Genomic DNA, 16,816 nt, shown 5'->3' on the forward strand with positions numbered 1-16,816 from the left:
TAAACGTAATAATGTTAGAAGCCAATATCCTAAACTGTATAAGCGCCAAGAATTCTTTTAATGTATTTACCTAAAATATCAAATTCCAGATTAACAGAATCGCCTGGTCTCAATGAGTGAAAATTCGTGAAGGAATAAGTGTAAGGTATAATCGCCACCCTGAATGCATTCTTCTCCGAATTGAATACCGTGAGACTCACGCCATTGATGCAAATGGAACCCTTTTCAACGGTAATATTGCCCGTTGCACTATCGTACTCAAAGTCGAAGAGCCAGCTGCCATCTCTTTCTTCCACATTGGTGCAAATGCCCGTCTGATCTACATGCCCCTGTACAATGTGTCCGTCAAAACGACCATTGGCGGGCATACATCTTTCCAAATTGACCTTGCTGCCTGACACCAGCTCTCCCAGATTTGTTTTGGAAAGGGTTTCTTCAATGGCGGTTACCTGATAGTTTGTACCGTCAACTGCTACCACCGTCAGACAAACCCCGTTGTGACTGATACTCTGATCGATTTTAAATTCTGTTGCAATGGAAGAAGACAATGTAAATGTCTTATTAGTACCCTCCTGCTCCATCTTCACTACGTCGGCCAGTGCTTCAACAATTCCTGTAAACATCCTATTCAAGTCAAGTTTGAAAGCCAAAGTTAAGATTTCTCGCGCACTGTTATTCTTAATAAATGCGTTAAACTCGCCTACATTCGCTCTGATAGCTTTTCAATTTCCCTTTCTTTGCGAACTTTGCAGGAAATCACAGCCGGGCAGTTCGGATATAACCGCTATCTTCTTACTATTTGACGAATGAAAAAAGTACTATTTATTGACCGGGACGGGACGATTATCGTAGAACCAAAAACCGATTTTCAGGTTGACTCGCTTGAAAAACTAGAATTCTTACCCAAAACGATCTCAAATCTTAGGAAAATAGCAGAAGAAACTGACTACGAACTGGTGATGGTAACCAATCAGGATGGTCTGGGGACTGACTCGTTTCCCGAGCCTACTTTCTGGCCCGCTCACAACAAAATGCTTCAAACACTGGCAGGTGAAAATATCAACTTCGCTGCTATCCACGTGGACAGAAGCTTCCCTGAGGATAACCTGCCCACGCGCAAGCCCGGCACTGCCATGCTGACGTCCTACCTGACGGAAGAATACGATCTTGCGAACAGTTACGTAATCGGTGACAGGCTGACCGACGTTCAACTGGCCGTAAATCTGGGTGCAAAAGCAATTCTGTTTGCTGAATCTTTTCCAGATAACAGTATCTCGGACCAGATGAAATCCGCGACTGCATTGATCACAACGGACTGGGATACGATTTATGAACATTTGAAATTACCTTCCCGGATTGCGTCCGTGGAGCGAAATACAAAAGAAACACAGATCAAAATAGAGCTGAACCTCGACGGCAGCGGCCGGTCCGATATTCACACGGGCCTGGGCTTCTTCGATCACATGCTTGATCAGCTTGCCCGGCATTCAGGTGCCGATCTTTCTATCCGCGTTGCCGGTGATCTGCACATAGATGAGCACCACACGATTGAAGACACTGCACTTGCATTGGGCGAAGCTTACCGCCAGGCGATCGGCGACAAAAGGGGTATCAACAGGTATGGGTTCCTGCTTCCAATGGACGAAGCGCTTGCGCAAGTAGCCATTGATTTCTCAGGCCGGCCGTGGATTGTGTGGGATGCGGAGTTCAAGCGCGAGAAAATCGGTGAAATGCCTACGGAAATGTTCTTTCACTTTTTCAAATCATTCTCGGACACGTCTTTGTCTAACCTGAATATCAAAGTCGAAGGCGATAATGAGCACCACAAGATTGAGTCTGTTTTTAAAGCCTTTGCCAAGGCGATCAAAATGGCTGTGCGTCGCGATATGAAGGCTTTGGATTTTATGCCGTCAACAAAAGGGGTACTTTAAATTTTGTTGAAATAGATTCCATTTGCATTTTTTACCTATTTTTGTCCAAGTCAAAAAAGTCTATTTAATTGATTAATTATGGGAATGACAATAATAATGATCGTTTTCTATATTGTTCTACTGGGTTCCGCATTTCTCGTGGGGCGCTGGCTTGAGAACAATGAAAAGAATTGGAAAACCAATAAGTAACAGGGCTTCATTGCCCTTTTTTTGTCTCCGCTGATATTGCAGTAGTAACATATTTTGTACACCGTCTGCAATAAATTACCTGGGAAAGAACGTTTTAGCCCAACCAGGCGTTACCAACTCGCTTCCTCAAATCTGAAATACATTGCTCAGAACACTTTGTCTCATACTGCTTACGACCTTTCTCATCTGTAAAGCCACAGATGTAGCAAGTATTTTGCTTGCCAAAAGCAAAATGTCTGTGGTTTGCGATACCGGTACCTGTGATAATGAAAAGACGGAAGCTGAAAAAATGACCGACGATCAGCTCTTCACTGATCATGCAGTTCAATTCGACCATTTCTCCCTGTCCATTCCACCGAAAAACTCCTTCCTGTACGCTATCAGTTTTCGGAATGACATTGTTTATAATCTGCTCTCCCCACCTCCGGAGCTGATCTGATTTCCCCCGATTTAGTAAATATTCCAGCATTCTATGGATAATTGTTGTCCATTCGAAGCTAGGACTATATCCTTTTATTTTTATACTAATCAGAGATCATGGTCAAGTCATATCAGCAGCTTTTTGAAAACAATAAGAAGTGGGTTAACGATACTACCCAGGAAAATCCAGACTTTTTTAACAACCTGGCGAAAGGCCAAAGTCCTAAGTTTTTGTGGATCGGTTGCTCAGATAGCCGCGTTCCGGCAAATGCCCTGACAGGCACCCAGCCAGGGGATATCTTCGTACACCGTAACATCGCCAACATGGTGATCCACACAGACATGAGTATGCTGAGCGTACTCGATTACTCCGTGAATGTGCTTGGTGTAATCCACATTATTGTTTGCGGACATTATGGTTGCGGTGGTGTACTTACCGCAATGGGCAACAAGCAGGTGGGATTGATCGACAACTGGTTACGTCACATCAAAGACGTTTACAGGCTGCACCAGAAAGAGCTCAACGCTATTTCTGATCTTCAACTGCGCAGCAACAGACTTGTTGAACTTAATGTGATCGAGCAGGTACGTGGTCTTGCCAAAACCAGCATTGTACAAAATGCCTGGTCAAACGGGAAGGCGCTCCAAGTTCATGGAGTTGTTTACGACATCGGCTCAGGTATCCTGCAAGACCTTGATGTGACAGCAGGCAACACCAACGATTTTGAGGATGTATACCGGCTGGAAAGTCTTCAACTCGTTTAGGCTAACTACAAAAATAAAAACTAACAATCCTTTCGAATCAGTCGTATGTCTTTGAAAAATAAGAGTTTGTTCTCCAACCTCAAATACGATTTCCCCTCCGGGCTCGTCGTGTACCTGGTGGCACTACCACTTTGCCTCGGCGTGGCACTCGCCTCTACCGGCAGGTCCGACCTGCTTTTCTCAGGGATTATTGCCGGAATGATAGGCGGGATTGTAGTAGGCGCGCTCAGCGGATCTTCGTTAGGTGTTGCAGGCCCGGCTGCCGGACTTGTTGTGATCGTTTTAAATGCGCTTGAAACGTTGGGCAGCTTTGAAGCCTTCCTCCTGGCGGTAGTCATAGCAGGTGCTTTGCAGGTTATTGCCGGTCTGCTAAAGGCGGGAATCATCGGGTACTATTTCCCTTCATCGGTGATCAAGGGAATGCTCGCTGCTATTGGTATCACCCTGATCCTCAAAGAAATCCCTCATGCTTTCGGGTACGATGCAGATTTCATGGGCGATGAGGCATTCAATCAGAAAGACGGGCAGAATACGTTTACTGAAATCTGGAACTCCGTAAGGTACAGCAGTACCGGCGCAATCATTATTTCTGCGGTCTCGCTCGGATTACTGATCCTGTTCGACAAGCCTTTCATGAAACGGATCCAGTTTTTCCGCTTTGTGCCGGGCGCATTGTTTGTTGTGTTGATAGGGGTTGCATTAAATCTGGTTTATGCCACATTAATGCCTGCATGGACGCTTTCAGGCGAACACATGGTGCAGCTGCCTGTTGCAACAAATGCCCGCGAGTTCTTCGGGTTCTTCAAAACACCTGATTTCTCTGCCTTTCAAAGAGTAGAAGTATATACCATAGGGTTGACCCTGGCAATTGTAGCGAGCCTTGAAACACTCCTTTCTGTTGAAGCAACCGACAAGCTTGATCCCTTCAAGCGCAGCACTCCTACTAACCGCGAGCTGATTGCGCAGGGTATCGGGAATATGACGTCGGGTTTGATCGGAGGGTTACCTGTAACACAGGTTATCGTGCGCAGTTCTGCCAATATCGACTCAGGCGGCCGTACCCGGATGAGTACCATTATACACGGTACAATTCTTCTGCTATCGGCCGTATTGATCCCGAAATTCCTGAATTACATTCCGCTGGCATCTCTTGCAGCTATTCTGTTAATGGTAGGGTACAAGCTCTCTAAATTCTCGCTTTATCAGGGAATGTACCGATTGGGTAAAGAGCAGTTTATCCCGTTTATAGTTACCATTATCGCCATTCTAAGTACAGATTTGCTCAAAGGCATCGCTGTGGGAATGGTAGTCGCGATCTACTTTATTCTGAGAAAGAATTACCAGCACTCCTACCACTATGTCAAAGAGCAGCACCGTGAAGGTGAGGTGATTACATTGATATTGTCGGAAGAAGTGACTTTCCTGAACAAAGGAAGTATCAGTGCGACACTGGAAAACCTGCCAGACGGAGCTACGGTGGTCATAGATGGTAGCAAGTCGCTTAACATCGACTATGATGTCCTCGAAATTATCCAGGACTTCAAAAAGCATTCTGCCCCCTTGCGAAACATTACCGTGGAAACAAGAGGTATCAATGACGTCCAGACTGTTGGAGGCCATTAAAACCAGAATGCGGTTATAAGAAAATCCCACAACCGGTTCACGGTTGTGGGATTCTTTTTGTAATAGTTCGAATGTATCAGGTACGCTAATTACGTTGTTTCAGGCGCTGGATCAACATATCGTTGAATGTGCGTTCCGCTTTATACAATTCAATAACCTGGGCTGCTGTAATGGTTTTCAGAAACTTGCTCTGGTATTCTTTTTCAAGGTCCAGTTCTTTCTGCCGCAAATCCTGCACTTCTTTCAGATTATTCAGAACTTGGTCATCGGTTTTCCCTTCGGCCTTCTTGTCGTTGATAATCTTCCGTTGAGAGCGGTGGATTTCACGGCGCTTCTGCGAATATTCATTATAAACAGGCCAAAAACCTGCCGACTGTTCCGGTGTCAGGTTCAGCCGGTTTGTTATAATTGCCACTTTTGCGTCCTGTATCCTCTTGATTTCTTCTTCTGACCGATGCTGCGCATTCACATTGGAAGCTGCGGCCACAATCATAACAAGGCCGCAAAGGATGTTCAGATATCTCCGGGTAATAAGCTTAACCTTCATTTTTTCTTGATGCTGTTAGGGTCAGATGGTTTCTTGTGCAGTAACCGATTCCTGGATTTGCTGACGGATCACATCGTCGTCAAGTCCATCCAGATAATACAAAACTGTTGAGTCCGTATCAAAAGCTTTTTGAACAACTTTATGTTCACTTAAATCATAGTAGCTGATATTTTCTTCTTCCAGGTAATTGATAATGGAAGCATTGCTCACATCGCTCAAAGGTTCCTGGCCGAGAGATCCCTGCCGCTCGGGAACAGTTACCCAAACCAGAACAAGGATGATCGCCATTGCCGAAACCAGGCCGGTCACCCGCTGCCAGTTCCAACTGATAACAGGTTTTCGCACCGGCTCAGCAGGTATCCTGGATTGAATTTGTTGAGGCAACTTATCGAAATAGTCCTCGGGCACCGAAAATGGAACCTCCTTCCGGATATCTTCCAATCGTATACGTCCCTTATCCATAGTTATTAATAATTTTTACTTATTCGGAAGTTTGACTCTTTGCGGCGCAAATAGTTTAATCATTGTCATTTAAATAATCCTCAATTTTTTTTGAAGCCCAGTGATAAGAAGCTTTCAATGCGCCAACTGATGTCCCGGTTATCTCTGAAATCTCTTCATACGGTAGCTCTTCAAAGTATTTAAGGTTGAAAACAAGCCGCTGCTTTTCGGGCAATTTCAATATCGCTTTTTGCAATTTTAGCTGAATCGCATCGCCGCTAACTTCCGGATCTGCTTCCAGCTTCTCCGCCAGTTCGTTTTCAACATCATAAATCGGCACGAAGTACTTTCTTCTCTTTTTGTTCAAAAAGTTGATCGCCTCGTTACTGGCAATGCGGTACAGCCACGTGTATAGCTTGGCATCTCCCCGAAAATTTTCGAGCGCAGTCCAGGCTTTAATGAATACGTCCTGAGTAACATCGTTTGCATCATCGTGGTCGATAACCATTTTGCGCACCAGCCAATATACTTTTTGCTGGTACTTTCGTACAAGCTGATTAAACGCATTTCGACGCGTTTCCGGATTTGCAAAAAGGGATAATAATTCTTCGTCAGACATTTAAAAGGTTCTAACCTGAAAGTTCATTCGCCAGCGCAGCGTGGGTAGCATTGCCGCTCAAATGGGAATCAACGTAAGTCAATAATAGTTTATTTTTCCATTTCATCAAACAAAAATTGAGCCCGGCGGGAGCGAAAGACGTGTTTCACTTCCCACCGGGCTCTATCAACAACTTCTGATTTTATAATGTAAATGCGTTATGCCTGCTTTCTGGCAATCGCACGCTTGGCAGCTTCCACAATGTGTTTGGCTGTTAATCCGTATTTTTCCAAAAGCTGAGTTGGTGTTCCGCTTTCGCCAAAGCTATCGTCCACAGCTACATATTCCTGGGGAGCCAGCTTGTTTTTCACCAGAACCTGCGCAACGCTGTCACCAAGTCCGCCAATGCGGTTATGCTCTTCGGCTGTAACTACGCAACCTGTTTTTTCCACAGATTTAAGTACAGCTTCTTCGTCAAGCGGCTTAATGGTGTGAATGTTGATAATTTCAGCATTGATACCTTCTGCTTCCAGCAACTCGCCAGCCTGGATTGCTTCCCAAACCATGTGGCCGGTCGCGAAAATGCTGACATCAGTTCCTTCGTTCACCATCCACGCTTTCCCGATCTCGAATTTCTGGTCTGCATCTGTGAATACAGGGATAACCGGCCGGCCGAAACGCAGGTACACAGGACCTTCATATTCCGCAATCGCAATGGTAGCGGCTTTGGTCTGGTTGTAGTCACAAGGATTGATTACTGTCATTCCTGGCAGCATTTTCATCATCCCGATATCTTCCAAAATCTGGTGGGTAGCACCATCTTCTCCCAATGTCAAGCCTGCGTGAGATGCGCAGATTTTCACATTTTTGCCAGAATACGCTACACTCTGGCGGATCTGATCGTAAACACGGCCTGTCGCAAAGTTGGCGAAAGTAGTTGCAAAAGGGATTTTACCACCAATTGTCAAACCGGCAGAGATACCGATCATATTCGCTTCCGAAATCCCGCATTGAACAAAACGTTCAGGGTTTTCTTTAATAAATGGCTCTAACTTCAAAGAGCCCACCAAGTCAGCGCAAAGTGCAACTACATTTGGATTTTGCTGACCCAAAACGTGCATTCCGGCACCAAAACCCGAGCGGGTATCTTTCTTTTCAGTGAAGGTGTATTTTTTCATGAGTTTGATATCTTATAAATAATAGAATGGCTTAAAGAAATTTGGGTTATCCGATATTAATAGTCTCCCAAACTCTCTTCCAATTGACCCAGTGCTGCTGCCAGCTGCTCATCATTTGGCGCAACGCCGTGCCATTTGTGGCTGCCCATCATAAAGTCAACACCAAAGCCCATTCCGGTGTGGAGCAGGACCATAATAGGTCTGCCGTGACCAAGGCGGCTTTTTGCCTCGTACAAACCTTTCAGCACCGCTGCCATATCATTTCCTTCTTCAATGGAAATCACTTCCCAGCCAAATGCTTCGTATTTTTTACCAAGATCAAGGTTATTCATCACCTTCACGGTAGGACCGTCGATCTGCTGTCCGTTCAAATCGATAAATGCAATCAGATTGTCAACCTGGTGGTGCGGCGCAAAAGTAGCTGCTTCCCAAACCTGGCCTTCCTGCTGCTCGCCGTCTCCCATTAACACGTATACCAGGCCTTTGTCTCCATTCAGCTTTTTCGCCAATGCAGCGCCAATCGCCACAGACATTCCCTGTCCCAGTGAACCGGATGCAATGCGGATACCTTCCAAATGCTCGTGCGTGGTCGGGTGACCTTGTAATCTTGAATCCAGCTTGCGGAAAGTAGCCATTTCCTCAACCGGGAAATAGCCGCGACGGGCCAAAGTGCTGTACCATACCGGAGAAATATGGCCATTTGAAAGAAAAAACAGATCTTCATCTGTTCCGTTCATATCAAAAACGGGCTTGCCGTCTGCCTCTTTCAGTTTCATCCGCTCGAAGTACAGCGCTACTAACAATTCGGTACAGCCGAGAGAACCGCCCGGGTGACCCGACTGGCAGCCATGCACCATGCGTACAATGTCCCTGCGAACTTGTGAAGCTACTTTTTCTAGTTGTTCAATTTCCATTTTTATCGATTTTCTATTGGACTATGTTAAATCCGGCCGTCCTCGCGATGAGTGACTTAGCCAGGCAAATGTCAGCTTAATCGGACTGGCAAAATGACTTATAATTATTCAGTTTTACCAAGAATTTGACCTGCGTGATTTTTGGCCTCTACCTTCTGGATTACCTCCTCGATGACACCTTCTTCATTAATGACGAAAGTAGTGCGGATTATACCCATATAAGTATGTCCAAAATTCGTTTTTTCGCCCCAAACCTGATAAGCTTCCACCATTTGGTGATCGGTATCGGAAAGAAGCGAGAAAGGCAGGTTATGCTTTTTGATGAATTTTAAATGTGATTTCTGATCATCGACACTGACACCGAGCACACTATAACCTTTTTTGATCAACACATCGTAGTTGTCCCGAAGGTTACAGGCCTGCGTTGTGCAGGTTGGGGTATCGTCTTTTGGATAAAAGTAAAGAACCAGTTTTTTTCCCTTGAAATCCGAAAGTTTTACTTCGTTACCATCCTGGTCTTTTGCTGAAAATGCGGGTGCGGGTTCTCCTGCCTCAATTGCCATAGTTTACTTTTTACGTTTATTTACCTTCTTACGGATAACAACCGGTTCGGTAATTTCTGTTCGCAAGATAGTACTATTTCCCGCCCTGTCCTTTACTTCCAGCACAAGCTCGCCTTCGAAAAGCCTGGTCTTGTCCAGTTTTTCAGACCATATATATGCTTTTTTATAATCGTAGTTTAAGAGCACCCATTCTCCGTTTACAAAAGCATTAAAGCTTTCTATACCCGAGGTAGGATCGCTGATAAAACCGGTAATGCGCGTTTTACTATGTTCGGTCAGGCGTACTTTCGGGGGCATTGTATCTGCCATGATCACGAAAGTACCCAGTTCCCTGGTGTCAAATTCAATCTGATCATTGTTCCATGTCCCGCCCAGGAACCGGTAATCTCCATTAAGATACCTGTAAACTCTCGTTTTCTCCTTATTCTCAGGTACTTTCTCGGGCGTGAATGCGACTGAAATGTAATCGTTCAATGCAGTGCCGCGGTTGTTGATTGTCAAAGCATTGAAATTCTGCTGCCCGGTCAGGAAGAGGGTATCGAATAAACTGGTGTTCTTGAAGTTCACACTCCACTTTTCCGCTTTGTAGGAAGAGGCTACTGCAGGAAAAATCTGGCTTCTCAGGTAAGTTTTGACAGTAGTATTGGCCACTTTCACAGAATCCGGGCGGTATTTCCTTAAATCCGTCAGAAAAACAGCTGCGTCACTGGCATAAAGGTCCGGCTCCTTTTTGACTTCCTTACCATCAACAAAATAGGTCGCAAATGGGAGCGTGCTCCGGTAATACTTCGCTTTCACGACCAATGTATTTTCCTGGACGTCCGTTTGAACCCACTCGGGGCGCACCTCTGTGGTATCTACCCGCAAAGGAGGATTACTGGGCTCGCCTTTAATGGTAAACAGCAGCTCGGAAGCATTCTCATAAGAATCTGAAATTCTGATACTCACCTCGTGGCTCAGCGTATCGGTAATGTTCAGCTTACCTTGAAACGCATTGGTTTTGTAGAGGTTAAAAGTATTCCCGTCAGGAACATAACATTTCAGAAACCGCTGCCCTGTCGCCTGTTCGGTTTCGTAATCGATCAGGTTGTTGTAGTCCCTGGTGGAGGTACTGGGGAAAATTTCGATGTTGTAAGAAAAAACCTCCTGACCGTCCATTCTGATCTCAATGCATTGCAGCCCGTACCGGAAGCCCGTTCCTGTCATCTGATCATGTGCTACAAGATCAAAGCCGATCATTCCTGTCGCACTTACGGGATCTTTCAGGCGATATGATCCGTCAGCAAGCTTTACAGGCGCATATACCTTTCTGTCAAATTGCCCATTCACTCTTCCATTGATATCGAGCGGACGAATGGCGAGGTTGACGAATTTGGGAGGGGTTACATCCCTGATCTCCTTAAACCCGAAGTACAGTGGATTAAGATAATTGTTTTTGGAATCGCGGATTTCAAAGTGCAAATGCGGTCCCGCCGATCCGCCAGTGTTTCCTGAGAGAGCGATTACTTCGCCCTTTTTAACAGCAAACCTACCTTCCTCCGGAGACAGCTCTATCTCAAAAGTCTGCTTCTTATATTGCTCTTCCCGGACGTAGCTGGCCAGCGGCTCACTGAATTTCAACAAATGGCCGTAAACGGTTGTTTGTCCATTGGGATGCCTGAGATAGATCACATTGCCGTAGCCGCTCCGCTGTATACCTACTTTGTACACATAACCTTCTGCCGCGGCATAAACCGGCAATCCTTCGCGCTGCTCCGTGCGGATATCCAGACCGGCATGAAAGTGGTTGCTCCGGAGATCACCAAGTCCGCCTGCAAGCGAATTAGGAAGTCCCGGCCGGATCGGAAACTGGTAATAATCTTTCTGGTAGGACAGTTTTTGGGCAAATCCAGCCCCGCCAAAAATGGCAAAACCCAAAGCAAAAAAGCTGATGCGGACGATTGTCCGGAAACAATAATGCATGAAAGAAGGTGATTGCGGCGCAGCTGGCCGATAAACTTGAAGAATACGGTTTACTTAACGAATAGTTCAAGCATCTTCTTGCCCTCTATGAATGCAGTCAGCTTATCCCCGATCTGCACGGCAGACACACCTTTGGGCGTACCTGTAAAAATCAGGTCGCCTTTTTTCAATGTAAAATAGCGGGATACGAACGAAATCAGGTAATTGATCCGGTAAAGCATCATCGACGAATTGCCCTGCTGCTTTATTTCTCCATTGATATCAAGACTGAAATTGATGTTCTGGATATCCTCAAAATCGGACACAGGCACGAATTCCGAAACCGGCGCTGATCCATTGAATGCCTTTGCCAGCTCCCAGGGCAGTCCCTTGCTTTTCAATTCTGACTGTAAGTCCCTCGCCGTGAAATCAATACCCACACCAATTTCATCATAATACTTATGTGCAAACCGCTCTTCTATATTTTTGCCAACGCGGTTGATCTTGACCACCAGCTCCACTTCGTGGTGGACATCTTTGGAAAATGAAGGGTAAAAAAATGGCTCTCCCAGGCGCAGCTGAGCAGTTTCGGGTTTTAGAAAAATTACAGGAGCATCAGGTTTTGCATTGTTCAGCTCCGCGATATGATCTGCATAATTCCGCCCCACACAAATTATTTTCATTCGAGGTAAATCTGGTTTGAATGTGTATTTCTGTCAATAACAAAACTACTTACAAAGCAGCCAGTGACATAACATTTGCCACAATTTTTCGCTTGGGAAACAGTTGTTACATATAGATGTTCCCCGCCGGCAAGTGCGGCTTTGGCTGCTCAAAAGAATATTTTCTTGCTATTTTTGGTTAAACATTGTTTCCATTCAAAGCTTACGCATGAAGAAGCAAATTACGCTGTCCATTCTCTTTTCCTTTTTATTCCTCAACCTCCTGACCTCCTGTGATACCCTCCGCAAAACACCTGAGAAACCGGGCTATGCTAAAACGAGCGGGAGAAGAACTTTAACCTCACGTAAACCCGCACCAAAAGCACCAGCAAGAAAGCCAGCGCCAAGAACCGCTGCTCGACCTGCTGCAAAACCGGCATATTCCACTCCGGGCAGCTTATCGGCCGCCGAAATCCCTCAGGTGGTACAGGTAGCCAGAACTTACACAGGTACACCTTACCGTTCGGGAGGAAATGACAAGAGCGGGATAGACTGTTCAGGCCTGATCTGTTCGGTGTATTCTGAGATTGGGATGAAAGTACCCCGCATTTCCTGGCAGCAGTCGGAATTCGGGCAAGAGGTAAGTCAATTGAAAGATCTGAAAGCGGGCGACTGGCTGTTTTTTGTACCGGAAGCCGGAAAAGAAGGCTACGTATCCCACGCCGGCATTGTAACCGACGTGAGAAGTCCGCAGGAAATCATTTTCATTCACGCATCCACTTCTCGCGGCGTGAGAGAAGACAATCTGTTTTCCAATTACTTCAAAGGCCGTTTCGTAAAAGCAATGCGGCCATTCTGATATCAGGTAAATAGCGCCTTCACTTTTGCAAAATACATTTCGTGGTAATCTGAAATATACAGATTGCAGGGTGGCAGCTCTTCGATAGTATGTGAGCTTAAAACCCCGACAACGCGCATTCCTGCGTTGATCGCCGCAGAAACCCCCGAGAACGAATCCTCGAAAACAACGCATTGCTCCGGGCGCACACCCAGGTTTTTGGCAGAAGCCAGGTATACTTCGGGATCAGGTTTATGCTTTGTCACATTCTCGCTTGCCAGTACAGAGCCCAGGTAATCCATAACCTGTACTTTGCCCAGAATCAAATCCAGGTTAGCCCGCGGTGCAGAAGTAGCGACGCCCAGTTTGACCTGATTGTTTTTCAAATCTTCAATAAATGAAACGAAGCCGCTGATCGGCTCTACAAAAGGCTCGTAAATTTTCCGGAACAAACTTTCCTTTTCATCTTCAAGCTGCAAAAGCTCTTCCCCTTCCACTACCCTTTCAAGAAAATGGCTGAGAATGTAGCTGTTACTCTTACCATACATATGCGCAGCAAAGTCTGCATCGGTAGGACTGAGATTGCGCTTTGAAAAAAATTCACGAAAAGCTTTGGAATGGTACGGATTGGTGTGACATATTACACCATCCATATCGAAAATAACCGCAATTTGATCTGTCATACTACAAAGGTATACAACGAAAAGCCTATCAACCAAGCTGATCAGCCAATCTGAGGTAAGCATCCGTGAGCCGTAAATACCAGCCAGAACTTTTGACTTAAAATTGGAGATATTGATGTTATTCTATTACATTTACCTTAACTTGTTATCTTATTACAAGTAAAAGGCGCCTTCTTATTTCTTTCCAGCACGGCTTTTTTTACAGTCAGGATTGAATACTTTTCGTTTAATTAATTGTAGAGTATGAATGAATTAGAAAGGATAAGCAATGCAGCGGGGCCGCAACCTGTTTTAAAGCCTGAAAGGAACCTGAGTTCGCTCGAAGTTTACGATCAGTTTGGTGCGATGGCTTACGGCATTGTCTTACAAATCATTCCACAACCGCATTTGGCGCAGGAAGTACTGGTAAGTGTATTTGCATCTCCCCTGCTTCAATCCTGCAACAGCTATCCGTTTTCCTACGCAGCCTGCATTATCAAGCTGGCACGCGCAAAGGCAGTGGAAGCAAAGAAGAAATTGACGTCGCTGACGGCACTCGAAGAAGACAATGCCCCTTTTTCAGGCACACCGACGCCGCAGGTTATATTCGACCTGGCATTTCGCCGCGGACTTACGCCCGATGAAGTGGCAGTTAAATTAAACATCACGAAATCGGAAGTGCTTCGCAGCTTCCACGATTTTTTCAAAACAAACGGCAACGCTTAGCGCATTGAAAACACAGGAATTTATAGAAAGCGGAATACTGGAAGCACATCTTCTCGGACTCACAAACCAGGAGGAGCAAACGCAGGTCAGGCAAATGGTTGAATCCGACCAAATGCTGGAAGAATATGTCGTTGAGCTGGAAGCTGGTATCAATCAATATTTCGAAAAAGAATCCGTAGCACCACCGGAGGCAGTTCGTGAAGTTGTCAGGCTGAGGAGTACGCGTAACAAAAAAGCGCGTCAGGAATTTTCGAATGCCGAGAAACCAGACCGGCAGTACCTGGACGTTGAAGTAAATGACACGCACATTAAAGTCCATAAATTCTGGCGGCCCGCATTCATTGCAGTATTCATACTCTCAAAAATCTTCCTGATCGCCGGGCTTTACTACTACTTCAAAACAGTAAGTCAGGAAGAGGAGCTGCAAAGGTTGAAATTGCAGGTTGAACAAACCAGGTAGAAAGAATATTGTATTTCGATTAGAGCCGGAGCCTGTACTCCGGCTTTTTTGTGCGCCCTTATTTTTGAAACACCAACTGTATCCGTGTTTTTTTGAAAAATTTAGAGCTAGCCTCCGTTACCAAGACCTCTCTTTCCCGTATAGGATAGTAAAGAATTATTATATTTGTTTAAAGCACATTATCATGAAAGACAGAGACAGGATCAGTAATCTGGAAGAATTAATCGCGGACATGTTACTCAGGCTGGACAGGCTTGAAGACGGCCAGGTTAGGCTTGAAAATGGACAAGCACGACTTGAAATCGGGCAGTCAAGGCTTGAAAATGGCCAGGAGAGGCTCGAAAACGGACAGGAGCAGCTCGAAGATGGGTATAAACACACATCATCGAAACTGGACAGAATGGAAGGTTCAATGGGCAAACTGATCGAAAACCAGATGGAGCTTAGTGATCGGCAAGGTGGCTTTCAGGAAGCACTGCTTGATATCATCAAGGTTATAAGAAAGAATTCAACCGATATAGAAGTTATCAAAGATACCATGGTGACCAAAGATACTTTGGCTCATTTTATGGAAGCAATGATGAACAGGTTTGACCGTTTTGACGCAAGGTTTGAAGGGATTGAACAAGATATTGATATTTTGAAGCTTCGATAGTTTACGAATACCAAATACTATTTTCCATTTTCACTAAAATATATGTTTCCATTTCGCGTAGGTCAAGGCTACGATGTTCACCAATTGGAAGAAGGCCGGCCGTTTTGGCTGGGTGGTATTCAGATCCCGCATTCTCATGGCGCAAAAGGGCATTCTGATGCAGATATCATTTGTCACGTGATATGCGACGCCCTGCTGGGAGCAGCTAATATGCGCAATATCGGTTACCATTTTTCAGATAAGGATCCGCAATGGAAAGGGGTTGACAGCAAGATACTGCTTTCCAAGGTCGTGGAAATGATCAGAGAGAAAGGTTTTGAAGTGGGGAATATAGACGTGACCGTTGTCTTGCAAAATCCAAAATTGAACCCGCATATTCCAGCCATGAAAGCTTGCCTGCAAGAGGTAATTTCAATTCCGGAGGAAGATATCTCCATCAAAGCAACTACTTCCGAGCATATCGGCTTTGTGGGACGGGAAGAAGGTATCGCCGCGCATTGCGTGGCATTGATCTATTCAAAAAACACATTCTCAAACCTAAATCTGACTCCATCCCTGTAACTTAATGATGAAAAACCTTTCCCTTACTCTGCTTTCCCTCATTGCGTTCATTTTCAGCTGTAAAGCACAGGAACCTTCACAAGTAACCCAGCCACTTGGCTTTGAAGAGTACGATCCCATTTCAACCTTGAAAGTGGAAGAGCATCCCTTGAAAAGGGCGAAATTCCCGTTTATTGATGTTCATAATCACCAATATCAAATGCCGACTCAGGATCTGAAAGCACTGGTAAAGCAAATGGACAGTCTGAACATGGGTATTATGGTCAATCTGAGTGGACGCGGATGGTCACAGGAATGGAGCGAAGGAACAGCCACACTCAAAGGCGCTCTGCAAAATATCACTAAAAACGAACCTAAACGCATTGCTGTTTTCACAAACCTGCAGTTCAAAGGTTTCGGTGAAGCAGACTGGAGTGCGAAAGCAGTAAAGCAGCTCGAAGAAGATGTAAAAATGGGCGCCAAGGGATTGAAGATTTACAAAAGCCTGGGTTTTAGCGGCATTAAAGATGACAAGGGGAATAGGGTAGCAGTAAGTGATCCAAGATTGCAGCCTGTTTGGCAGAAATGCGGTGAGCTGGGTATCCCTGTTCTGATCCACACAGCCGATGTCCCTTCTTTTTGGGATCCGATGGACCGCTACAATGAACGCTGGCTCGAACTTAAAACACACCCCGGAAGAAGACGCGGCCCGAATGATCCTGTTCCATTTGACTCATTAATTGCGGAACAACACCATATTTTCAGAAAAAACCCGAAAACGACCTTTATCAACGCGCACATGGGCTGGTATCCCAACAACCTGAAAAAGCTGGACAGCCTGATGGTCGTGTTTCCAAATATGTATGTTGAAATAGGCGCTGTTATTGCGGAATTGGGCAGACAGCCCCGCACTGCGAAAAAGTTTTTTGAAAAGTACCAGGACCGGGTGTTATTTGGAAAAGACAGCTGGGTACCGTCGGAATATGCGACTTATTTCAGGGTACTTGAAACCGAAGACGAATATTTCCCCTATCACAAAAAGTATCACGCATTCTGGCGAATGTACGGAATGGGGCTTTCTGATGAAGTTTTGAAAAAGCTTTACTATAAAAACGCATTGAAAATTATTCCGGGTCTGGATAAAAGTCTTTTCCCGAAATAAA

The 16,816-nt window shown here is 45.3% G+C and carries 20 protein-coding genes; 10 read left to right on the forward strand and 10 right to left on the reverse strand.

From position 1 onward, the window contains the following. Positions 1 to 29: 29 nt before the first annotated feature. Positions 30 to 623 carry a riboflavin synthase gene (locus AC1XTG_RS22520; protein ID WP_484843521.1) on the reverse strand — a complete coding sequence of 198 codons (594 nt, stop codon included), beginning with the start codon at positions 621 to 623 and terminating at the stop codon, positions 30 to 32. A 183-nt stretch (positions 624 to 806) separates the two neighbouring features. On the opposite strand from AC1XTG_RS22520, the gene hisB reads away from it, so the two are divergent. The 4 genes from hisB (at position 807) to AC1XTG_RS22540 (ending at position 4,928) form a co-directional block, all read left to right on the forward strand. Further along, positions 807 to 1,931, forward strand: a complete 1,125-nt coding sequence (hisB, locus tag AC1XTG_RS22525; RefSeq protein WP_484843522.1) for a bifunctional histidinol-phosphatase/imidazoleglycerol-phosphate dehydratase HisB — start codon at positions 807 to 809, stop codon at positions 1,929 to 1,931. 331 nt (positions 1,932 to 2,262) lie between these two features. Further along, the gene (locus AC1XTG_RS22530; RefSeq protein WP_056286079.1) at positions 2,263 to 2,559 is read left to right on the forward strand and encodes a hypothetical protein; all 297 of its coding nucleotides are present in this window, start codon (positions 2,263 to 2,265) and stop codon (positions 2,557 to 2,559) included. A 98-nt stretch (positions 2,560 to 2,657) separates the two neighbouring features. Further along, the gene (can, locus tag AC1XTG_RS22535) at positions 2,658 to 3,305 is read left to right on the forward strand and encodes a carbonate dehydratase (protein WP_484843523.1); all 648 of its coding nucleotides are present in this window, start codon (positions 2,658 to 2,660) and stop codon (positions 3,303 to 3,305) included. 45 nt (positions 3,306 to 3,350) lie between these two features. Next, the gene (locus AC1XTG_RS22540; protein WP_484843524.1) at positions 3,351 to 4,928 is read left to right on the forward strand and encodes a SulP family inorganic anion transporter; all 1,578 of its coding nucleotides are present in this window, start codon (positions 3,351 to 3,353) and stop codon (positions 4,926 to 4,928) included. An 85-nt stretch (positions 4,929 to 5,013) separates the two neighbouring features. Here AC1XTG_RS22540 and AC1XTG_RS22545 read toward each other — a convergent pair whose 3' ends face one another. The 8 genes from AC1XTG_RS22545 to AC1XTG_RS22580 form a co-directional block, all read right to left on the reverse strand. After that, complete coding sequence (locus tag AC1XTG_RS22545) at positions 5,014 to 5,475, reverse strand: hypothetical protein (protein WP_484843525.1); 462 nt, start codon at positions 5,473 to 5,475, stop codon at positions 5,014 to 5,016. 21 nt (positions 5,476 to 5,496) lie between these two features. After that, the gene (locus tag AC1XTG_RS22550; protein ID WP_056286091.1) at positions 5,497 to 5,937 is read right to left on the reverse strand and encodes a hypothetical protein; all 441 of its coding nucleotides are present in this window, start codon (positions 5,935 to 5,937) and stop codon (positions 5,497 to 5,499) included. 55 nt (positions 5,938 to 5,992) lie between these two features. After that, complete coding sequence (locus AC1XTG_RS22555; protein ID WP_056286094.1) at positions 5,993 to 6,535, reverse strand: RNA polymerase sigma factor; 543 nt, start codon at positions 6,533 to 6,535, stop codon at positions 5,993 to 5,995. A 197-nt stretch (positions 6,536 to 6,732) separates the two neighbouring features. Beyond that, positions 6,733 to 7,692 (reverse strand): transketolase family protein, encoded by a 960-nt coding sequence (locus AC1XTG_RS22560; RefSeq protein WP_484843526.1) that lies wholly within the window; start codon positions 7,690 to 7,692, stop codon positions 6,733 to 6,735. 56 nt (positions 7,693 to 7,748) lie between these two features. Beyond that, positions 7,749 to 8,606, reverse strand: coding sequence for a transketolase (locus AC1XTG_RS22565; protein ID WP_484843527.1), 858 nt, complete (start codon positions 8,604 to 8,606; stop codon positions 7,749 to 7,751). A 104-nt stretch (positions 8,607 to 8,710) separates the two neighbouring features. After that, complete coding sequence (gene bcp, locus AC1XTG_RS22570; protein ID WP_484843528.1) at positions 8,711 to 9,169, reverse strand: thioredoxin-dependent thiol peroxidase; 459 nt, start codon at positions 9,167 to 9,169, stop codon at positions 8,711 to 8,713. Between the two features lie 3 nt (positions 9,170 to 9,172). Beyond that, positions 9,173 to 11,131: a M23 family metallopeptidase gene (locus AC1XTG_RS22575; protein WP_484843529.1), complete on the reverse strand. Its 1,959-nt coding sequence runs from the start codon at positions 11,129 to 11,131 to the stop codon at positions 9,173 to 9,175. Positions 11,132 to 11,181: 50 nt separating this feature from the next. After that, a complete protein-coding gene (locus AC1XTG_RS22580; RefSeq protein ID WP_056286109.1) occupies positions 11,182 to 11,793 on the reverse strand; it encodes a fumarylacetoacetate hydrolase family protein in 612 nt (203 codons plus the stop codon). Between the two features lie 208 nt (positions 11,794 to 12,001). Here AC1XTG_RS22580 and AC1XTG_RS22585 point away from each other — a divergent pair, with 208 nt between their 5' ends. Then, a complete protein-coding gene (locus tag AC1XTG_RS22585) occupies positions 12,002 to 12,631 on the forward strand; it encodes a C40 family peptidase (protein WP_056286113.1) in 630 nt (209 codons plus the stop codon). 2 nt (positions 12,632 to 12,633) lie between these two features. Here AC1XTG_RS22585 and AC1XTG_RS22590 read toward each other — a convergent pair whose 3' ends face one another. After that, positions 12,634 to 13,293 carry an HAD family hydrolase gene (locus AC1XTG_RS22590; protein ID WP_484843530.1) on the reverse strand — a complete coding sequence of 220 codons (660 nt, stop codon included), beginning with the start codon at positions 13,291 to 13,293 and terminating at the stop codon, positions 12,634 to 12,636. A gap of 243 nt (positions 13,294 to 13,536) precedes the next feature. Here AC1XTG_RS22590 and AC1XTG_RS22595 point away from each other — a divergent pair, with 243 nt between their 5' ends. The 5 genes from AC1XTG_RS22595 to AC1XTG_RS22615 all read left to right on the forward strand — a co-directional run bounded on the left by AC1XTG_RS22595 (position 13,537) and on the right by AC1XTG_RS22615 (position 16,815). Then, positions 13,537 to 13,998 (forward strand): sigma-70 RNA polymerase sigma factor region 4 domain-containing protein, encoded by a 462-nt coding sequence (locus tag AC1XTG_RS22595; RefSeq protein ID WP_484843531.1) that lies wholly within the window; start codon positions 13,537 to 13,539, stop codon positions 13,996 to 13,998. A gap of 4 nt (positions 13,999 to 14,002) precedes the next feature. Then, positions 14,003 to 14,458: a hypothetical protein gene (locus AC1XTG_RS22600; protein WP_484843532.1), complete on the forward strand. Its 456-nt coding sequence runs from the start codon at positions 14,003 to 14,005 to the stop codon at positions 14,456 to 14,458. A 184-nt stretch (positions 14,459 to 14,642) separates the two neighbouring features. Then, positions 14,643 to 15,113, forward strand: a complete 471-nt coding sequence (locus AC1XTG_RS22605; protein ID WP_484843533.1) for a hypothetical protein — start codon at positions 14,643 to 14,645, stop codon at positions 15,111 to 15,113. 42 nt (positions 15,114 to 15,155) lie between these two features. Further along, positions 15,156 to 15,674, forward strand: a complete 519-nt coding sequence (gene ispF, locus AC1XTG_RS22610) for a 2-C-methyl-D-erythritol 2,4-cyclodiphosphate synthase (RefSeq protein WP_484843534.1) — start codon at positions 15,156 to 15,158, stop codon at positions 15,672 to 15,674. 7 nt (positions 15,675 to 15,681) lie between these two features. Further along, positions 15,682 to 16,815 carry an amidohydrolase family protein gene (locus AC1XTG_RS22615; RefSeq protein ID WP_484843621.1) on the forward strand — a complete coding sequence of 378 codons (1,134 nt, stop codon included), beginning with the start codon at positions 15,682 to 15,684 and terminating at the stop codon, positions 16,813 to 16,815. The last annotated feature ends 1 nt before the right edge of the window (position 16,816 follow it).

Source organism: Dyadobacter sp. HNCC25DJ183 (assembly GCF_056895175.1).

Excerpts from the sequence above, each read along its gene's own strand:
- AC1XTG_RS22520 (WP_484843521.1), bottom strand. The coding sequence starts at position 623 with ATGTTTACAGGAATTGTTGAAGCACTGGCCGACGTAGTGAAGATGGAG.
- hisB (WP_484843522.1), top strand. The coding sequence starts at position 807 with ATGAAAAAAGTACTATTTATTGACCGGGACGGGACGATTATCGTAGAA.
- can (WP_484843523.1), top strand. The coding sequence starts at position 2,658 with ATGGTCAAGTCATATCAGCAGCTTTTTGAAAACAATAAGAAGTGGGTT.
- AC1XTG_RS22540 (WP_484843524.1), top strand. The coding sequence starts at position 3,351 with ATGTCTTTGAAAAATAAGAGTTTGTTCTCCAACCTCAAATACGATTTC.
- AC1XTG_RS22545 (WP_484843525.1), bottom strand. The coding sequence starts at position 5,475 with ATGAAGGTTAAGCTTATTACCCGGAGATATCTGAACATCCTTTGCGGC.
- AC1XTG_RS22550 (WP_056286091.1), bottom strand. The coding sequence starts at position 5,937 with ATGGATAAGGGACGTATACGATTGGAAGATATCCGGAAGGAGGTTCCA.
- AC1XTG_RS22555 (WP_056286094.1), bottom strand. The coding sequence starts at position 6,535 with ATGTCTGACGAAGAATTATTATCCCTTTTTGCAAATCCGGAAACGCGT.
- AC1XTG_RS22560 (WP_484843526.1), bottom strand. The coding sequence starts at position 7,692 with ATGAAAAAATACACCTTCACTGAAAAGAAAGATACCCGCTCGGGTTTT.
- AC1XTG_RS22565 (WP_484843527.1), bottom strand. The coding sequence starts at position 8,606 with ATGGAAATTGAACAACTAGAAAAAGTAGCTTCACAAGTTCGCAGGGAC.
- bcp (WP_484843528.1), bottom strand. The coding sequence starts at position 9,169 with ATGGCAATTGAGGCAGGAGAACCCGCACCCGCATTTTCAGCAAAAGAC.
- AC1XTG_RS22575 (WP_484843529.1), bottom strand. The coding sequence starts at position 11,131 with ATGCATTATTGTTTCCGGACAATCGTCCGCATCAGCTTTTTTGCTTTG.
- AC1XTG_RS22580 (WP_056286109.1), bottom strand. The coding sequence starts at position 11,793 with ATGAAAATAATTTGTGTGGGGCGGAATTATGCAGATCATATCGCGGAG.
- AC1XTG_RS22585 (WP_056286113.1), top strand. The coding sequence starts at position 12,002 with ATGAAGAAGCAAATTACGCTGTCCATTCTCTTTTCCTTTTTATTCCTC.
- AC1XTG_RS22590 (WP_484843530.1), bottom strand. The coding sequence starts at position 13,293 with ATGACAGATCAAATTGCGGTTATTTTCGATATGGATGGTGTAATATGT.
- AC1XTG_RS22595 (WP_484843531.1), top strand. The coding sequence starts at position 13,537 with ATGAATGAATTAGAAAGGATAAGCAATGCAGCGGGGCCGCAACCTGTT.
- AC1XTG_RS22605 (WP_484843533.1), top strand. The coding sequence starts at position 14,643 with ATGAAAGACAGAGACAGGATCAGTAATCTGGAAGAATTAATCGCGGAC.
- ispF (WP_484843534.1), top strand. The coding sequence starts at position 15,156 with ATGTTTCCATTTCGCGTAGGTCAAGGCTACGATGTTCACCAATTGGAA.
- AC1XTG_RS22615 (WP_484843621.1), top strand. The coding sequence starts at position 15,682 with ATGAAAAACCTTTCCCTTACTCTGCTTTCCCTCATTGCGTTCATTTTC.